Origin of the sequence: Staphylococcus sp. LKG3-1, from assembly GCF_048568385.1 — a bacterium.
Classification (GTDB): Bacteria; Bacillota; Bacilli; order Staphylococcales; family Staphylococcaceae; genus Staphylococcus; species Staphylococcus saprophyticus.
Genome location: NZ_CP183796.1, coordinates 268834 through 287954, shown reverse-complemented (window position 1 = coordinate 287954; position 19121 = coordinate 268834). Strand labels below are relative to the sequence as shown.

16 protein-coding genes are annotated in these 19121 nt (G+C 34.2%); all 16 read right to left on the bottom strand.

Features of this window, described 5'->3' with window-relative positions:
- Positions 1-70: 70 nt before the first annotated feature.
- The 16 genes from carB to pgeF all read right to left on the bottom strand — a co-directional run bounded on the left by carB (position 71) and on the right by pgeF (position 18801).
- Positions 71-3244: a carbamoyl-phosphate synthase large subunit gene (carB, locus tag ACM595_RS01420; RefSeq protein ID WP_041080425.1), complete on the bottom strand. Its 3174-nt coding sequence runs from the start codon at positions 3242-3244 to the stop codon at positions 71-73.
- Positions 3237-4337: a carbamoyl phosphate synthase small subunit gene (locus tag ACM595_RS01415; protein WP_002483526.1), complete on the bottom strand. Its 1101-nt coding sequence runs from the start codon at positions 4335-4337 to the stop codon at positions 3237-3239. Before ACM595_RS01415 ends, carB begins: the two co-directional genes overlap by 8 nt.
- Positions 4337-5611, bottom strand: a complete 1275-nt coding sequence (locus tag ACM595_RS01410; protein ID WP_069821924.1) for a dihydroorotase — start codon at positions 5609-5611, stop codon at positions 4337-4339. Before ACM595_RS01410 ends, ACM595_RS01415 begins: the two co-directional genes overlap by 1 nt.
- Positions 5608-6510 (bottom strand): aspartate carbamoyltransferase catalytic subunit, encoded by a 903-nt coding sequence (locus tag ACM595_RS01405; RefSeq protein WP_069821923.1) that lies wholly within the window; start codon positions 6508-6510, stop codon positions 5608-5610. The genes ACM595_RS01410 and ACM595_RS01405 overlap by 4 nt, the downstream gene beginning before the upstream one ends.
- 33 nt (positions 6511-6543) lie before the next feature.
- The gene (locus ACM595_RS01400; protein ID WP_002483529.1) at positions 6544-7851 is read right to left on the bottom strand and encodes a uracil-xanthine permease family protein; all 1308 of its coding nucleotides are present in this window, start codon (positions 7849-7851) and stop codon (positions 6544-6546) included.
- A gap of 273 nt (positions 7852-8124) precedes the next feature.
- Positions 8125-8652 (bottom strand): bifunctional pyr operon transcriptional regulator/uracil phosphoribosyltransferase PyrR, encoded by a 528-nt coding sequence (gene pyrR / locus ACM595_RS01395; protein WP_002483530.1) that lies wholly within the window; start codon positions 8650-8652, stop codon positions 8125-8127.
- 484 nt (positions 8653-9136) lie between these two features.
- Entirely contained in the window at positions 9137-10054 is a 918-nt protein-coding gene (locus tag ACM595_RS01390) for an RluA family pseudouridine synthase (RefSeq protein ID WP_002483531.1), read from the bottom strand.
- A 12-nt stretch (positions 10055-10066) separates the two neighbouring features.
- Entirely contained in the window at positions 10067-10543 is a 477-nt protein-coding gene (gene lspA / locus ACM595_RS01385; protein WP_011303317.1) for a signal peptidase II, read from the bottom strand.
- Between the two features lie 194 nt (positions 10544-10737).
- The gene (locus ACM595_RS01380; RefSeq protein ID WP_002483533.1) at positions 10738-11532 is read right to left on the bottom strand and encodes a VOC family protein; all 795 of its coding nucleotides are present in this window, start codon (positions 11530-11532) and stop codon (positions 10738-10740) included.
- A gap of 251 nt (positions 11533-11783) precedes the next feature.
- On the bottom strand, positions 11784-14534 hold the full coding sequence (gene ileS / locus ACM595_RS01375; protein WP_419744419.1) for an isoleucine--tRNA ligase: 2751 nt from the start codon (positions 14532-14534) through the stop codon (positions 11784-11786).
- Between the two features lie 242 nt (positions 14535-14776).
- The gene (locus tag ACM595_RS01370; protein WP_069825833.1) at positions 14777-15379 is read right to left on the bottom strand and encodes a DivIVA domain-containing protein; all 603 of its coding nucleotides are present in this window, start codon (positions 15377-15379) and stop codon (positions 14777-14779) included.
- 139 nt (positions 15380-15518) lie between these two features.
- Entirely contained in the window at positions 15519-16349 is an 831-nt protein-coding gene (locus ACM595_RS01365; protein ID WP_046199697.1) for an RNA-binding protein, read from the bottom strand.
- 56 nt (positions 16350-16405) lie between these two features.
- Complete coding sequence (locus ACM595_RS01360; protein WP_002483537.1) at positions 16406-16696, bottom strand: YggT family protein; 291 nt, start codon at positions 16694-16696, stop codon at positions 16406-16408.
- Between the two features lie 13 nt (positions 16697-16709).
- Positions 16710-17315 (bottom strand): cell division protein SepF, encoded by a 606-nt coding sequence (locus ACM595_RS01355; protein ID WP_041080414.1) that lies wholly within the window; start codon positions 17313-17315, stop codon positions 16710-16712.
- Positions 17316-17320: 5 nt separating this feature from the next.
- Positions 17321-17995, bottom strand: coding sequence for a YggS family pyridoxal phosphate-dependent enzyme (locus ACM595_RS01350; protein ID WP_075339740.1), 675 nt, complete (start codon positions 17993-17995; stop codon positions 17321-17323).
- A gap of 17 nt (positions 17996-18012) precedes the next feature.
- On the bottom strand, positions 18013-18801 hold the full coding sequence (gene pgeF / locus ACM595_RS01345; RefSeq protein ID WP_041080412.1) for a peptidoglycan editing factor PgeF: 789 nt from the start codon (positions 18799-18801) through the stop codon (positions 18013-18015).
- Positions 18802-19121 lie beyond the last annotated feature (320 nt).

The window sequence follows — 19121 nt, the reverse complement described above, 5'->3', positions numbered from 1 at the left end:
TTCATCTTATCTAATCCATCACAAAGTCAATGATTGTTCATTGTTGTGACATTTCTCTCCTTATTCATTACTACATATTTTTCATTGTAAATGTCATGCTTTCAATTACACGTGTTAATGCAACAACCGTATCTAATGATGTTAGACAAGGCACGCCATTTTCTACGGAGGCGCGTCTAATTTGGAAACCATCTCGTTCGAATTCTTTACCTTTGGTCATCGTATTCACAACGATTTGTACTTCTCCATTTTGTATACGCGTCAGTAAATCATCTTCGCCACCAATTTTTCCTACTACTTCTGAAGGTATATTATTCTCGGCTAATTTTCGTGCAGTACCTTGTGTTGCTAAGATTCTATATCCTACTTCATTTAATCGTTGTGCAATAGAGACAATTTCATCTTTATCTTTATCGCTGACTGTCATCAAGACCGTACCATGATCTTTAACTTCCATCCCACTAGCTGTTAAACCTTTAAACAGTGCTTTTTCCATAGTTGCATCTTTACCCATCACTTCACCTGTTGACTTCATTTCAGGTCCTAACGTGATGTCGACGTTTTTCAATTTGTTAAAGCTAAATACGGGTGCTTTCACAAAGACACCTTCTGTATACGGTTGGATGCCTGGTTGATATCCTAAGTCCACTAGCTTGTCACCTATGATTGCACGCATAGCTAACTGTGCCATTTGAATATTCGTAATCTTGCTTAAAAATGGTACTGTACGACTCGAACGTGGATTCACTTCTAATACATATACACCATCATGCGCAATTACAAATTGAATGTTAATTAAACCAACAATGTTTAAGCCTTTTGCTAAACGAATCGTAAAGTCTTCTAATGTTGTCATTTCTTCTTGCGTTAACGTTTGTGGTGGATAAACAGCAATGGAATCACCTGAATGGACTCCCGCTCTTTCAATATGTTCCATAATACCTGGTATAATCACTGTTTCACCATCAGAAATCGCATCTACTTCAATCTCTTTACCTGTCAAATATCTATCGACTAATACCGGATGGTCTGGACTTGCTTTAACTGCTTGATTCATATAGTCTTCTAATTCTGCATCACTATTAACGATTTCCATAGCGCGACCACCTAATACATAAGAAGGTCTGACGACGACTGGATAGCCAATACTGCGTGCATTTTCTAATGCTTCTTGTGGTGACGTTGCAGTTTTACCATTAGGTTGTGGTACATCAATCGTGTGTAATAACGCTTCAAACTCTTTACGGTCTTCTGCTCTATTTAAATCTTCTAATGATGTTCCTAAAATCTTCACGTCATGTTTCGCTAGTTTATCGGCTAAGTTAATGGCCGTTTGCCCACCAAACTGTACAACGGCACCTTTAGGTTGCTCTAAATCTATAATGTTCATGACATCTTCTTCAGTTAATGGTTCAAAGTATAATTTATCCGAAATAGAAAAGTCGGTCGAAACAGTTTCTGGATTGTTATTAACTATAATCGCTTCGTAGCCCGCTTGTTGAATCGCCCATACAGCATGTACAGTGGCGTAATCAAATTCTACACCTTGTCCAATTCTAATAGGTCCTGAACCTAAGACAAGAATTTTTTCTTTCTCTGTGACTACAGATTCATTTTCATATTCATACGTGCCGTAATAATAAGGCGTAGCAGATTCAAATTCTGCAGCACATGTATCTACCATTTTATACACTGGTATAATGCCGTTTTGTTGTCTTAAATCGTACACTTCTTCTTCTGTCATATCGAATCGATGTGCGATTACTCTATCACTAAAACCGTAATTTTTTGCGAATTTTAAATAATCAATGTCACCTTTATTTGATTTCAAATCGTGTTCAATATCTATGATGTGTTGGAATTTATTTAAGAAGAAATAATCTATTTTTGTCATTTCATGTATTTCTTCTAATGTAGTACCTCTGCGAATTGCCTCACCTATAAAGAATAAACGTTCATCATCTTGGTCTTGAATACGTTCTTTAATATAACCTAAATCAAATGTTTCACCATTAGGTAATCCTAAGTGATGTACACCATATTCTAAGGAACGAATTGCTTTTAGTAGTGATTCTTCATATGTTCTACCAATTGCCATTACTTCACCAGTTGCTTTCATTTGAGTTCCTAAGACACGTTCTCCTTTTTCGAATTTATCAAATGGGAAACGAGGAATTTTAGAAATTACATAATCTAAAGTTGGCTCAAATGCTGCATAGGATGTTTCTGTTATCGGATTTAACATTTCATCTAGTGTTAAACCAATAGAGATTTTAGCTGCTAATTTAGCAATCGGATAGCCCGTTGCTTTTGAAGCTAATGCAGATGATCTTGAAACACGTGGATTCACTTCAATAATATAATAATCTAATGAGTGTGGGTCTAATGCTAATTGCACATTACATCCACCTTCTATACCGAGCGCTCGAATAACTTTCAATGATACATCACGTAACATTTGATACTCTACATCTGATAGTGTTTGGCTTGGTGCAACAACGATTGAATCACCTGTATGTATGCCGACAGGGTCAATATTTTCCATATTACAAACTACGATTGCGTTATCGTTTTTATCACGCATAACCTCATATTCTATTTCTTTAAATCCTGCAATTGATTTTTCAATTAGACATTGTGTTGCCGGACTATAATGTAGACCGTTTGTTACAATTTCTTTGAATTCTGCATCATTGTGACAAATACCGCCACCTGTGCCACCCATTGTGAATGCAGGTCTAACGATGAGTGGATAACCCACTTCTTCTTTAAAAGCAAAAGCTTGTTCAACTGTATTAACGATATCACTTTCAGGAACTGGTACGCCTAAATCGTTCATAAGTGTTCTAAATAACTCTCTATCTTCCGCTTGTTGAATTGATTCCAATTCAGTACCTAATAGTTTTACATTATTCGCTTCTAGTTCACCACTATCATGCAACTGAATCGCCATATTCAAACCAGTTTGGCCACCAAGTGTAGGTAATAATGCATCTGGTTGTTCTTTACGTATAATACGTGCGATGAAGTCATGTGTTAAAGGCTCAATATAAACTTTATCTGCAATTTCGTTATCCGTCATAATTGTTGCAGGATTGGAATTCACTAAAATGACGCGGTATCCTTCTTCTTTTAACGCAAGACAAGCTTGAGTTCCAGCATAATCAAACTCTGCAGCTTGACCGATAATAATTGGTCCTGATCCTATTACTAAAATGGTTTCTATATCTTGACGTTTAGGCATTATTTGTAAGCTCCTTTGTTTTATATTCATTTATCATGTCTATAAATTCATCGAATAAGTAGTTTGAATCTGATGGTCCTGGACATGCTTCTGGATGATATTGTACTGAAAAAGCTGGTAATGATTTATGTCTCAAGCCCTCAACCGTATCATCATTAATTGCAATATGTGTCACTTCTAGGTCAGTATTTTTTAGAGATGCTTTGTCAATGGCATAACCATGATTTTGACTTGTTAAAGCTATCTTTCCAGTTTTTAAATCTTTAACCGGATGGTTAGCCCCTCTATGACCAAATTTCATCTTAAATGACGTAGCACCTTGTGATAATGCAAATAATTGATGTCCTAAACAAATACCAAAAAATGGTATTTTCCCTAAAATGCCTTTAATCATTTCAACAGCTACATGGACTTCTTCAGGGTCACCTGGGCCATTTGACAGCATAACACCATCAGGTGACATACGAATAATCGCTTCTGCTGAAGTGTCATAAGGCACTACAGTTACATTACAACCACGCGCGTTTAATTCTCTAACTATGTTTTGTTTTTTTCCAAAATCTACTAGTACGACGCTAAGTCCATAACCTGTAGAAACATATGGTGATTTAGTAGAAACAGTTGTGACTTCATTTCGCGGCAATTCAACGGATTGCAGCTTTGCAATCATTGAATCAATTTCACTTTTTTCATCTGTAAAACCTGCTTTTAATACACCATGGTTTCTTATTTTACGTGTAATGCTACGTGTATCTACACCTGAAATACCTGGTATATCATATTCTTGTAATACTTCATGGAATGTCTTTTGCTTTCTGAAATTACTTGGTTGGCGACTCGCTTCTTTCACTACAACACCATTTAACGTTGGAACAAGTGCTTCAAAATCATCTCTGTTAATACCATAATTACCAATCAATGGATAAGTAAATGTAATAATTTGACCAGTATATGATGGATCTGAAATTGTTTCTTGATAACCAGTCATAGCTGTGTTAAATACAATTTCACCTAATGTTAATTGATCTGAACCTATTGGATAACCTTCATAATATGAACCATCTTCTAATACGAGATAACGTTTTTTCAACATTATTTTTCCTCCTCAAATTTAACTTCGCCTTCAACCATTGTTAATACGGGTGTACCGTAAACTTTGTAACCGATAAATGGTGTATTGGTTCCTTTAGATGCAAAATCTTCTGCTTTAATTTCGCTTTCTTCTTCTAAGTTAATGACTGTTAAATCTGCTAAATAACCTTCTTCCAATCTTCCAAAAGGTAAATCAAATGTTTGTGCAGGTTTGATTGTTAAATAATCTACCAATTGTTGAAGTGTCCAATCTCCATTTTTAACGAAATGAGTGTATAGTAATGGGAACGCTGTTTCACTTCCAACTATACCAAATGGTGCTTTCGTCATTGGCTGATTCTTTTCTTCTGCTGCATGTGGTGCATGATCCGTAGCTATACAATCAATCGTGCCATCTAATAAACCTTCTAATAATGCCTCTCTATCCTCTTTACTTCTTAAAGGCGGGTTCATTTTATAAATAGCATCATCACCTGGTACATCATCTTCTGTTAATAATAAATGGTGTGGTGTGACTTCAGCAGTTACATGAATGCCTGCCTTTTTAGCATCTCTAATTGTTCTGACACTTTCCTTTGTAGATACGTGACATACATGATAATGTGCGCCTGCTGCTTCTGCCAGTAAAACATCTCTCGCGATTTGTACTGCTTCACATATATTTGGAATACCTGGTATACCTAACGCTTCACTACGCTGACCTTCGTGCATCGCTCCGCCGTATATTAAACTGTTATCTTCACAATGTGCAACAACTGCTTTATTTACTTTTGCAGCCGCTTGCATAGCTTCGTACATCATGCTAGCTTGTTGTACACCAACACCATCATCTGTAAATGCGAATGCACCGTTGTTAGCAAGTGTTTCAAAATCCACGTGTTCTTTCCCAGCCTGTCTAACTGTGATTGCTGCATATGGCAATACTCTTACTTGTGCATTTTCTTCAATTAATTGGTTTAAGCGATTCAGATTTTCTTCTGAATCAGGCACAGGTTTCGTATTCGGCATTGGACATACTGTAGTAAATCCACCTCTCGCCGCTGCTTTCGTACCCGTTTCTATTGTTTCTTTGTGTTCACCGCCTGGTTCACGTAAATGGACATGGACATCAACTAATCCTGGCGAAACGAATTGTCCTTTAACGTCTATGACTTCAGTCTCTGATGTATCATCAATGTGTGGTGCGATTTTTTTAATATGTTGTCCCTCAATTAAAATCGATACCGTCGTTAATTCAGCATTTTTTAAGATTTTTGCATTTGTTAATAATTTCATTTTGCTGTTGCCCCTTCCGTTTGTAAGATATGATCTATAACTGCCATACGTATATACATACCATTTTCCATTTGTTTAAAAATACGTGATTTCAGTGCTTCTACTAATGTATCTTCAATTTCTACACCGCGATTTACTGGTGCAGGATGCATGATAATTGCTCGATCTTTCAATAAATCATAACGTGATTGCGTTAAACCAAAATTTTCATGATATTGACTCACTTCAAAGCTAGTAACTTCACTATCCTCATGTCTCTCGTGTTGGACTCTTAACAACATGACAATATCGATTCGATCGATCACTTCATCAATATCAACATAAGGTGCTTCTAATGTTTCATCTTTCCATTCATTTGGACTAGAGAACATGACATGCGCACCTAATGCTGTTAGACTTTGGTAATTACTTTTCGCTACACGTGAGTTCTTGACATCACCACAGATAAGTACATTCAAACCTTCAAAAGTCTTGTATTCTTCATAAATTGTCATGAGGTCTAGTAAACTTTGTGTCGGATGTTGTCCGCTACCATCTCCAGCATTGATGATAGGTATATTTAAATGCTTTAATTCATCATAATAAGTTGTTTGTGAATGTCGAATAACTAACACATTGGCGCCAATTTGTTCCAGCGTTTTACAAGTATCATACAATGATTCACCTTTTTGAACGGATGATGTACTTGTCTCAAAATCTATTAACTTTAGTCCTAATTTTTGTTCCGCTACTAAAAAACTACTTTTTGTACGTGTGGAATTTTCAAAGAATAGATTAGCGACAAATTTATCTTCAAAACATCCTGGCTGCGCGTTACCATTTTTAAAAGCGCTCGCACGTTGTATTAGATCGTAAATTTCAGTCGTATTTAAGTATTCCATTGAAAGTAAATTATCCATTTTTATTCAGCTCCCTCATCATCAGAATTTCTTTTAATTATTGGTTGGTGCTGTTTTAGGTAAAATCAAGTTAAGTATAATACCTGCTAACGCTGCTAATGCCATACCTTCTATTTCTAAGTTAATCCCTAATCCATTTAAATTGAATACTAGATTGCCAATACCAATAACAAGTATGACCGATGCAATGACTAGGTTTCTATTGCTCGCAAAATCTACTTCACTTTCCACTAACATCCTCAAACCACTTGCTGCGATAATGCCAAATAACAGGATGGATACCCCACCCATGACTGGGGTTGGTATAGATGAAACCAGTGCTGTAAATTTCCCGACAAATCCTAAAATGATTGCAATGACTGCTGCACCCCCAATCACATAAACACTATAAATTTTTGTGATTGCTAAAACGCCGATATTTTCACCATATGTTGTACTTGGAGGACCACCGATAATACTTGCAAACATCGTTGAAACACCATCACCAATGATTGATTTGTCTAAGCCTGGATCCTTGAAAAAATTACGTCCTACAATCTTATTGATAACCATTTGGTGCCCGATATGTTCACTTACCGTCACAAATACAATAGGTATCAAGACGAGTATGAGTCCTAGATGAAACGAAGGTGTATAATCTTTAAATGGTATGTAGACTTCTGGAAACTGTAGCCATTTCGCTTTAGCAATCGGTGCAAAGTTGACTAATCCCATACAAGCCGAAACGATGTAACCTGTTATGATTCCTATTAGAACAGGAATGAGTGATAAGAATCCTTTAAAATAACCTTGAACAATGATTGTTACTAATAACGTAATCATAGCTACAATCAAGTAACTTAAGTTGTAACCTTTCATGTCCCCTGAGTTCTCAAACATGGCCATATTAACTGCTGTTGGTGCTAAACTCAATCCTATGACCATAATCACTGGTCCTACAACAACAGGTGGCAAAAGATGCATAAGCCAGCCCGTACCACTCAATCTAATTGCTAAGCCTATTAATACGTACATCACGCCGCTCATAAAGAGTGCCATCAGCATATCACCAAGGCTATGAGAATTTAACCCTGTTATAATCGGTGTGATAAATGCAAAGCTCGATCCTAAATATGCTGGTATCTTAGCTTTTGTTATTAGGATATAAAGCAATGTTCCTATACCTGATGCTAAAAGCGCTGATGATATGGGTAATCCAGTTAAAAATGGTACAAGTACGGTCGAACCAAACATTGCGAATAAATGCTGTGTACTTAAAAATGCCCACTGTCCAATTTTTGGTTTATCTTGTACATCTAATACTGGCTTGACTGTCCGTTCAAACATTGTTTCATTTTCCATGGTTATGCTTCCTCTCATAAAAAAATCTCTTTACATTAAATTCATGTAAAGAGACTAAAAAGTATATTATCTAATTTACTCATGCACATATAAAAAGTTATGTAACTTCTATAATATTAATGTGCTTTAAAAATAAAGTTAGATAATTGAAGAGGTTGTTTCATTAATTGTTTAATTTATAAACGGATGTATTACAATAAAACATTTATCGATATTATTGCATCCGTTTAACCCTCTTCCCTTTTTCAGTCTCTCGTACCGAATTAAAAGGTGTTATTCAATTACAACTGCATTTCTTTCATCTATTTCTTCTAAATATACTGAAACATCTTCTTCCTTGGCTGTCGGGATATTTTTACCTACAAAGTCAGCTCTTATTGGTAACTCTCTATGCCCTCTATCTACTAGTGTCGCTAGCCCAATCTTCTTCGGCCTAGCATACTGTAACACTGCATCTAGTGACGCTCTTACAGTTCTACCAGTATATAAGACATCATCGATAATAATGACTACTTGATTAGTAATGTTTACATCAATTTCATATGATCTTTCATCTACTTGATTTATCGTTTGTTTCAAATCATCTCTAAATTGTGTTATATCGATTGTACCTGTAGGCACAGCAATTTCATCAATTTGCTCAATTTTTTGTTGAATTCTTCTTGCTAAAAATGCGCCACGTGTCTTAATACCTAATAAGATTAAATTATCAGTACCTTTATTATATTCTAAAATTTCGTGTGCAATACGTGTCACAGTACGTTGAATTGCCGCTTCATCCATAATAATGCGTTCTGACATCTTAGGCACCTACCTTTTAAAATGATGATGATATAAAGAAAACCTCATGTCTTTATTAAGACATGAGGTTTGTTAAAGTGTATGACAAACGTATAAGAGACATATGCTTTCTTATCCAAGCTGATTTCTCTTTACAGTGTTTTTACTAACGACTGTATCTTCCGTTGCGTTATATGATACTAACTACAACAGGTATTTTTCTCAAATGAGAAAAATATTGTTTGTCTACCTTTAATAAATACATGTCTTCGAAGCCTCTCTGGACTTACAATTAAAGACGTACGCTCTTTATTAAACTGTCACCATACTACCATGAAACGCATTCACTTGCAAGCCACTTAAGAAATAAACACAGTAGTGAGACAGAAAACGGTATGCTTGTTTCAATTTAAAATGTGTATCTTTAGTGGAAATGACAGTGTGATTAATTAAAAATTAGGCACTATGAATGTTTAATAATCCATTTTATAAAATTTTATCATTTTTATTTATCACTTCTACGTAATTCTGATAATAACTGTTCAAAATCTTCAGGTAATGCAGTTGATTTTTCAATATACTCATGTGTAACTGGATGTTCAAAGCCAATAATTCCAGCGTGTAGCGCTTGGCCACCTATATCTAATGTTTTTTTAGGGCCATATTTGGGGTCACCAACTAATGGATAACCAATATATTTCATATGCACACGGATTTGGTGGGTACGTCCGGTTTCTAATTGACACTCTATTAATGTGTATTTATTAAAATGTTCTAAAACATTAAAATGTGTAACCGCCTCTTTACCATCATCCACAACATCCATAGATTGACGATCGTTTTTATTTCTACCAATCGGCGCATCAACAGTACCATAATCATGAGGAATATTACCATGTACCAAAGCGACATATTTACGTGTCACGGTTTTATTAACGAGTTGATCAACTAAACTACGATGTGCCACATCATTTTTAGCAACCATGAGTAAGCCTGAGGTATCTTTATCAATACGATGTACAATACCTGGACGTATTTCACCATTAATACCTGATAAATTTTTCATTTGATACATTAGACCATTCACTAATGTACCGGTATAATGACCTGCAGATGGATGCACAACCATACCTTTAGGTTTATATACAATCGCTACATCATCATCTTCATAATAAATATCTAAATTTAAATTTTCTGGTTGAATATCCGCTTCAACGGTTTCTTTTTCGGTTACAACAATGTGATCATTCATTTTTGTCTTATAATTAGATTTAATGACCTGATCGTTTACTTTTACTAGAGAAGCTTTAATCCAGTCTTGAATTTGTGTACGTGACCACTCCGAATGATATTCAGGTAGTAATTTATCGATACGTTGGCCTGTATCTTCTGGATTTTCAATCTTAAACTCATGTATATCCATACAATATCTCTCCTATTCTTCTTTCTTCATATCTGTTAGCAAAGCGATAATAATTAATAAAACGCCTATCGTTAAACTTGAGTCAGCTACATTAAATATTGGAAAATTATATCCAAAGATATATGTATCTACAAAGTCTACAACTTCTCCATGTAACACACGATCGATGAAGTTCCCTAATGCACCAGCAAACAATAAACTAATTGCGATTTGCATCAATAAATTGTTTTTCGCTTCTTTAATATAAAATACGATGAGTACAACCAGTATAATGATTGTGATAATAAAGAAAAAACTCATCTTTCCACTTAAAATTCCCCAAGCTGCACCATCATTACGATGCGAAGTTATATTTAAAAAGTTGGGAATAACTTCAAATGAATCTCCCACTTTCATTGAACTAGCAATAATAAATTTTGTGATTTGATCTAATACTAATATAATGATTGTTATGAATAAAGAAATACCAATATAGTACTGACGTTTCATGTCCGTACCTCCTATTCTACGTTCAGTCGCTTTTACAACAACTCTCATTATATCCTACTCAAACTTATAAAAAAAGTTACAGTTTCATTATCTGTAAAAAAACTACATTTCCTATACGAAATTTTGACGTTTAAAATTATACCGATGCAATCAGGAAATTTCTAACTATGCTTTTCATTTTTTATTTCGCTTCTTTATATCACTTTGTAGAAATTGAATCTAAATTGAATCCCATCGGGTCCAGTTAAGCGTTTATGAGTCGATTCAGGATAATGGTAATCTACACAAGCCAAACCATAGGTACGTTCATTTTCAATACGTTTGATACTAGAGTACCAATTATTCACAACGATATGCTGATGATAACCATTTGATGATAAATATACTGAATGATTGGTTTCTAAAGCGGATGGTTCTAAACCAAAAAATCGCTTGTAATATAATTTAATACGTTTTAACTCTATTGTCTTTAGATTAATATAACCAATAATACTTTCATCTGGAATGCCTTGCCACTTTTCATTTGATACATAAGTCAATAGATGTGGCACATTAATCGGTTGGGTCTCTAATACAACTTGTCCATTTTCAAAAGACCAATCTTCCATTGGATTATCGACATAGAATTCAAGTCCATTGCCTTCAGGATCCTCTAGAAAAATTGAGGTAGCCGTTTCGTGTTCACCGCCGTTAACTGGAATTGTATATTCACTTAACTGTACAAGTAAATCTGCTAAGTCTGTCTTTGAAGGTAACTTTATAGCTAAATGAAATAAGCCAGCTTCCGATGTTAATGGCTCTCTCCCCATATTTATTTGATTTAATGTTAAAAAATGATTCATATTTCCTATTTCATAATGAACAATAGATAGTGATTCATTCACTACATTCAATCCTAATATGTCTTGATAAAAATGCTTCATTGATTCTTTATCTCTTACATTTAATGTGATGCCATTTACAAAATGCGCACTTTGATTATGAAACATGACAAACACCTTTCCAAATGCCAATTTCTTATTCATTAAAATGACACTTTACGTTTAATTTTTATCTATCTACCTATGCTAATTCATACGTCCTTCATTATTGATATTACTGTACATCCGCGCCATTAGCTTTTTATTTTCACTAAATTATAACAACAATTATTGCCATAAGAAAAGGTTACTTAATTTGCTTAATGCAAATATAAGTAACCTTTGAACTTATTGAATCATTTTTACTTACTTTCTAATTCTTATACAAGTGTTTTTACAACTGCTTGACAACGAGGACATAAGTTATCTAATTCACCTACTGAACCTAATTCCTCACTATAATTCCAACAACGTTCACATTTTTCTCCATGAGCATGTTCGATACGGATATCACCATGTTGATATGCAACACCGTCATCTACTTTATCGACAACTTCAGCTTGAGAAGTGATAAATAGTTGTTGTAAATCTTTGAATTGTTGTAAGAATGTCGTCGCATCGAAGTTTTCATTAGAGCCAATCACAACTTTTGCTTCGAGTGATTTACCGATTACTTTTTCATTACGTGCAACTTCTAATGCACGGTTAACATCATCACGTAAGTTCATAAATGTATTCCATCTATCAACAAACGCTTGATCAATTTCTACGCGCTCTGGCATATTTGTTAAATGTACACTCTCTTCTTCTACGTGTGGAATATGAGACCAAACTTCTTCAGCAGTATGAACTAAGATCGGTGCAAGTAGTTTTGTCATATCTACTACAATTTGGTATAACACCGTTTGCATGCTGCGACGTTTGTGTGAATCACGTTCTTCAATATATAGAATATCTTTACCATAATCTAGATAGAAATTACTTAATTCCACATTGATAAAGTTTTGAACTTCTTGGTAAATATCTAAATAATCATAGTTATCATAGTGATCTAATGTGTTTGCAGTAAATTCACGTAATCTATTTAATATATATTTATCTACTTCTAGTAAATCTTTTTCTGCGATAGCGTCTGTGGCAGGGTTATAATCACTCACATTTCCTAGCATAAATCTTAGCGTATTTCTAATCTTACGATATACATCAGAAGATTGTTTTAAGATTTCATCAGATATACGAACATCTGCTAAATAATCTACACTACTTACCCATAGACGTGCAATGTCTGCACCTTTTTGTTTAACGATTTGATCAGGAACAATCACATTTCCTAATGATTTACTCATTTTTTTACCTTCGCCATCCATGACAAAGCCATGAGAAAGTAACATTTTATATGGTGATTGTCCCCTTGTAGCTACAGAAGTTGTTATTGAAGAGTTAAACCAACCACGATACTGGTCACTACCTTCAAGATATAAATCTGCAGGATATGATAATTCTGGACGTGCCTCTAATACACCGCGGTGTGAAGAACCTGAATCAAACCATACATCCATGATATCCGTTTCTTTTGTGAATTCGCCGTTAGGGCTACCAGGATGTGTAAAACCTTCTGGCAGTAAATCTTTCGCTTCACGTTCAAACCAAATATTTGAACCATTTGCTTCAAATAGATCTGCAACATGGTTTACGGTCTCACTTGTCATGATGATGTCACCATTTTCTGCATAAAATACTGGTAATGGCACACCCCATACACGTTGGCGAGAAATAACCCATTCTCCACGATCACGAATCATATTATAGATACGTGTTTTACCCCAATCAACTTTGAATTGCGTATCGTCTATTGCACTTAAGATGTCCTCACGTACTTTATCAATAGAAGCAAACCATTGTGGTGTCGCTCTAAAGATCACTGGTTTCTTAGTACGCCAATCATGAGGGTAACTATGTGTAATAAATTCTAATTTTAATAATGAGCCATCTTCTTTTAATAAATCTGTGATTTCTTTGTTTGCTTTATCATAGAACATGCCTTCAAATTGACCTGCTTCATCAGTGAACACACCTTTATCATCAACAGGACTGATAACAGGTAAATTGTATTTTTGACCAACAATATAGTCATCTTCACCATGACCTGGTGCTGTGTGTACACAACCCGTACCTGCATCAGTAGTTACGTGTAACCCGTTGATAACTAATGATTCACGATCAAAGAATGGATGTTGCGCTTTAATGTACTCTAAGTCTTTACCTTTGAATTCTTTTTCTAATTCTAAAGTATCTTCGTCCCAATCTAGCGCTTCAGCCACATCACTCGCTAAATCTTTACCGATAATATATTTTTTGCCGTTAACATTATATTGACCATAAGTTAAATCTGGGTGTACTGTAATGGCAACATTTGAAGGTAAAGTCCATGGTGTTGTTGTCCAGATGATGAATTGTGCATCGTCATCTACAATACTTTTACCATCTATAACATCAAAAGCTACATAAATAGACGGTGAACGTTTATCTTGATATTCAATTTCAGCTTCAGCTAATGACGATTCACTTGATGGTGACCAATAAACAGGTTTTTTACCTTTATAAATTAATCCTTTGTCTGCCATTTCACCAAACAAACGAATTTGAGCTGCTTCATATTCAGGTTTAAGCGTAATGTATGGATTATTAAAATCACCTTTAACACCTAAACGTTTAAAATCTTTTTTCTGGTTGTCGATTTGTTCTAATGCAAATGCTTCACATTTTTTTCTAAATTCAGCGATTGATAGTTCTTTACGTTTAACGCCCTTTTTAGTCAATGCTTGTTCAATTGGAAGACCATGTGTATCCCAACCTGGAACGTATGGTGCATAGTAACCACGCATGGATTTATATCTCGTAATAATATCTTTAAGAATTTTATTTAAGGCATGGCCCATGTGTAAATTACCATTCGCATACGGTGGTCCATCATGTAAAATAAATGACGGATTACCTTCATTTTTATCTAATACTTTTTGATAAATATTTTTGGCATCCCATTCTTCTTGTATTTTTGGCTCTTTATTTGGCAAACCTCCACGCATTGGGAAATCTGTTTTTGGCATTAACAACGTATCTTTATAATCCATTTTCAATACACTCCTTCTTCCGATTTTCTAAGTTAGTTCATTTTATACAATAAAAGAACCCTAAGTTCAATTAACAGGGACGATATTGACCGCGTTACCACCCTGGTTAACTCAACTTAGAGTTCTCTCATTTATGTTATATAAGTTGTGACAACAGTGATATTAGAAACGCACATATGAAAGGCTCTCACTATTCCTAACTCGCTTTGATATGTGTTTCGTTTCAAACGTGTCTGTTATCCTTATGCTTTATTCGAATCATCATTTGATTGTGCAGTATTATCTGCTTCTGCTTTTGCTTTCATAGCTTTTTCTTCTTCAGTTAAATCCTTTTCATTCAAATGATTAATATTTTCTTGAGTCACTTGTTCAGAATCCAAATCATAATTTAATAAGTAATCCCAATCTTCACTTTTAAGTAAATCTAATTGTGCTTCAACTAGCATACGGAAACGCGATCTGAAAATTTTTGATTGACGTTTCATATCTTCTGTTTGGAAAGATAAGCGACGTGCTTTTTCCACACCATCATTAACAATTTTATCCGCTTCTGCTTTTGCTTTTGCTACTGTTGCTTCTGCTTCTTTTGTAGCAGCTGCTTTAGTTTCCTCACCAGCATGTTTTGCTTGAATTAAAGCATCACTTACGGATTGATGTACATCCTTGTAAGATTGAATATTTGTTTCTTTATCTTCAATGACTTTTTCTAACTGAGCTTTGTCTTCTTTTAGACGTTCAATTTCATTACTTAATTGTTCTAAATAGTCTTCAACTTCTTTAGGTTCAAACCCACTTTTTACTTGAGTAAATGTTTTGTTTTTTATTTCACTTGGTGTAAAAGGCATACATGATCCTCCTTCTATAATACACTATTATCAGCTTTGATTAAATAAGATAAATAGTGTTTTTCCTACAATATTCTTTTATAATATATCATTTAGTTAATTGTGCAAAGTGTTTATATTCGCTTTCATAAACTTCATATTATTTAAACAGCGTTTTATATGAAATGCGTATTTTATCTTTTTTTGTTTTACCACCAATATCAGTAATCATCGCTCTTCCAAATCCTTGGATAGACAACAAATCCCCACTATCTAGTTGGAAATCTGCAGCATCAATCACTGTATGGTTGACTTTAACACGCTTTTTATCAATAAGTTGCTTAGCTATCGAGCGTGATTTACGTACCATCTCTTTTAATACGACATCTAATCTTAAACCACTAACAGTCGTTTCAAAAGATTGCCAATGCTCTTTTGATTGTATCATATCTTTTATAGGAATAGAATTAAGTTTAACTGAAGCACCTTTGATTTTAGTTAATTCCAATATAATATAAGATTCTAATTGTTTTGTCAAAGTAAATTGAATTCGATCATCTACAACAATGTCACCTAGTTGATCTCTTTCAATACCTAAAGACATGATTGTACCCAATATGTGTTGGTGCTGTAATGTTACAAATTTTTGAGGATAATCTATTTCAATTAATACAATTTCAAATGCCTCTGCATCTGGTTGAAAATAACTTGGCGCAATCATCGCTCTTTTTCTTTCCGCGAATGGCCCACCATAAAATGTAACTTCTAAATCTTCAAAACTGCCAGCCACCACATTCATAATATACTGACCACGTGGATCTAAAAATGGCGTTAAAATAGGCGAATATTGATCATTAGCCCGATTACATTTATCTATAAGTTGATCTATTAATTCATGCTCTTCTTTTCTGAAATGCTGATATATATCTATGACGCTCACCCCAAATACAAGACAAAGCACCTCGCGTCTATGAACGTAGGTGCTTATCATTTATTTTATACGTAGTTTTTTAAATTCACTCTAAATATTAATTATTGCTTTAATCATTACATTAATTTACTCAAAATAAGATTGAAGATACTTGCCAATCCACTTCTGAATAATACAAGTACAATGATGGCAACAATTGACGAAATATCAATCATTCCGAGCGGCGGAATAATCTTACGGAATTGTTCTAAAAATGGTTCATAAATTTTGGCTAAAAATTGACCAAATCTGTTTTCTCGTGCATTTGGAATCCACGACATAAAGAAATAAACAATCATTCCATAATAATAAATTTGAACCAAGAATAAAATAAAATTAAATATATTTGCTAATAAACCTATATCCATTTATTTTTAACCTCTATTCACCTTGGTATTCCATATTTTCTATTTGATCCGTGATACTGCCAGCAACTTCAACATTGTCTGGTGTACATAAGAATATATCTGATCCGACGCGTTGGATGTCTCCACCAATCGCATATACAGTACCACTTAAAAAGTCTATGATGCGTTTAGCTGATACTTTATCGATACGTTGTAAGTTAACTAATGTTGCACGACGATTTTTTAATTCGTCAGCTATATCTTGTGTATCTGAAAAAACACGTGGTTCAAATAAACACATTTTAGAACTTTCTTGTGTAAAATCATAATTTTCTTGCTCTTGATTATTCATATTCACAACGTTCCTAGCATTATTTTTTGATGTAGTGTTATTCATTTGATACTTCCTTTCACCCGATGATTGTTGTAATCTAGTTGACTGCTTTTTGGGCACGGATTGAATCGATCTCAGTCTTTCTGAATTCACATTTCTAGGTTGTTCTGTAAATTGATTTTGAGACTGCGCTTGTTGTTTAGGTTGTTGTCTTTCTTGTTGCTCATTTTCTTCTGGTGGTGCTTCTAATTCGTCATCTTCCTCTTCAACCACGAAAAATCCACTAAATAAATCTTTTAAAGCCACGGGGCTCACTCCTCTTTTCCTACAAGTTTAGTCCCAATTCTCACAAATGATGCACCTTCTTCAGCCGCTAAATGGAAATCATTACTCATTCCCATTGACAACTCAGTACATGGTGCATAATTTAAATTGAGCGCTTTAATTTCATCTCTTTTTAATTTTAATAATTGAAATAAACGTTTAATATATGACTCATCGTCAGTTAATGGCGCCATAGTCATAAGTCCTATAATTTCTATATTTTCATATTGCTTTAATTCTTTTATAAATGTTTCTACTTCAGATAATGAAACACCTTGTTTCGATGATTCACCTGAAACATTGACTTGAACAAAACACTTAATTTTATGTTCAGCACGTTTATTGATTTCTTTTGCCAATTTTAACCGATCCAACGCGTGAAAATAATCTATTTCATTGATAACATCTTTAACTTTTCGTGTTTGCAATGAACCAATAAAGTGCATCACAACATCATCTGGTAAAGCTGCTTTCTTTTGTTGAAAGCCTTCTAAACGATTTTCACCGAAATGTCTAATGCCAGCATTATATGCATCATTAGCTCGGTCTATTGTAACATACTTTGTCACTACTATCACGTCTGGCTTCGTTGTAATATTACCTTTTTTACAATGTGTTTCAATTTGTTCATTTATTTTTTCTAAATTATATTGTACATCCAACTTTAAACACCTCTTCATTATTGACCAATAAATGCTAACATTCTACCTGTGTTCCCCTTTTCAACTCGATAGGAAAAGAACAAAGATAAATCTTCAGATGTCGCATAATTTGTTATATATATATTATCTTTGGGGACACCCGCATTTTCAAGTAATAATGCATTGGCGCGTTTTAAATCAATACCATGTCTGTCTGTGCCTCTAGTATCAATATATTGGTTGATATCAATGGGAAGCGTTTCAAATTTTGATTTAATATCATCATTAATTTCATATGATGTCGAAGTAGCAGGTCCAATAACAACATTTAAATCATTTAAGTCAAAATCAATATTTGAGATTAATGCATTCACGATTTGTCCAACCGTGCCTCTCCAACCAGCATGCGCCAGTCCAATAAAATGATGTTTTTCACTGTAAAAATATATTGGGACACAATCTGCATAGCACATTGTAAGTAATAGATTGGGTTCATAAGTATATAGTGCGTCTACACCATGCAATGCATCATTTAAGGCATCAATATTTGTTCCTTTATCGTTGCTAGTTACTTTAACAACTTTGTTTTCATGTGTTTGGATAGGGAAGACCCATTGTTCTCTTGGAAATCCAATAACTGTTGCAAGCATTTCTTGATGTTTCGTAATGTTTTGCTGAGAATCATCAATATATCTTGCCATATTAAACGCATTTTGAGGATATGGACTTAAACCGTCTTCTCTTGTTGTTATACCCAGTTTTACATTTATTAATTGTTTATCCTCATATTCCAAGATATGACGCTTTTTAATAAATTTATCTTGCATCACAACGAACCTCCATTAATTTATATTATTCAATTTTAATATTATGAATCAACATGCCCTTCCAAAATAATGGCTAGTTTCAACTTTCTGCTTATCTGAAAAACATTTGTCATTCACATTACAGACACACTTTAATTATAATAAAATATCTCTATTTATACTAGCATTTGTAAATCTATGAGTAGATCCATTTGTAATTAGAAGCCGAGACTCATTTTATTTTCTTTAAATTTGAAAAAGAAACAGTAAGAAAACGGATTACCTGAGCTAAAGCTCATGTATAAGAACTACTATTATTCATAAATGAAAAAGTAGTTCTG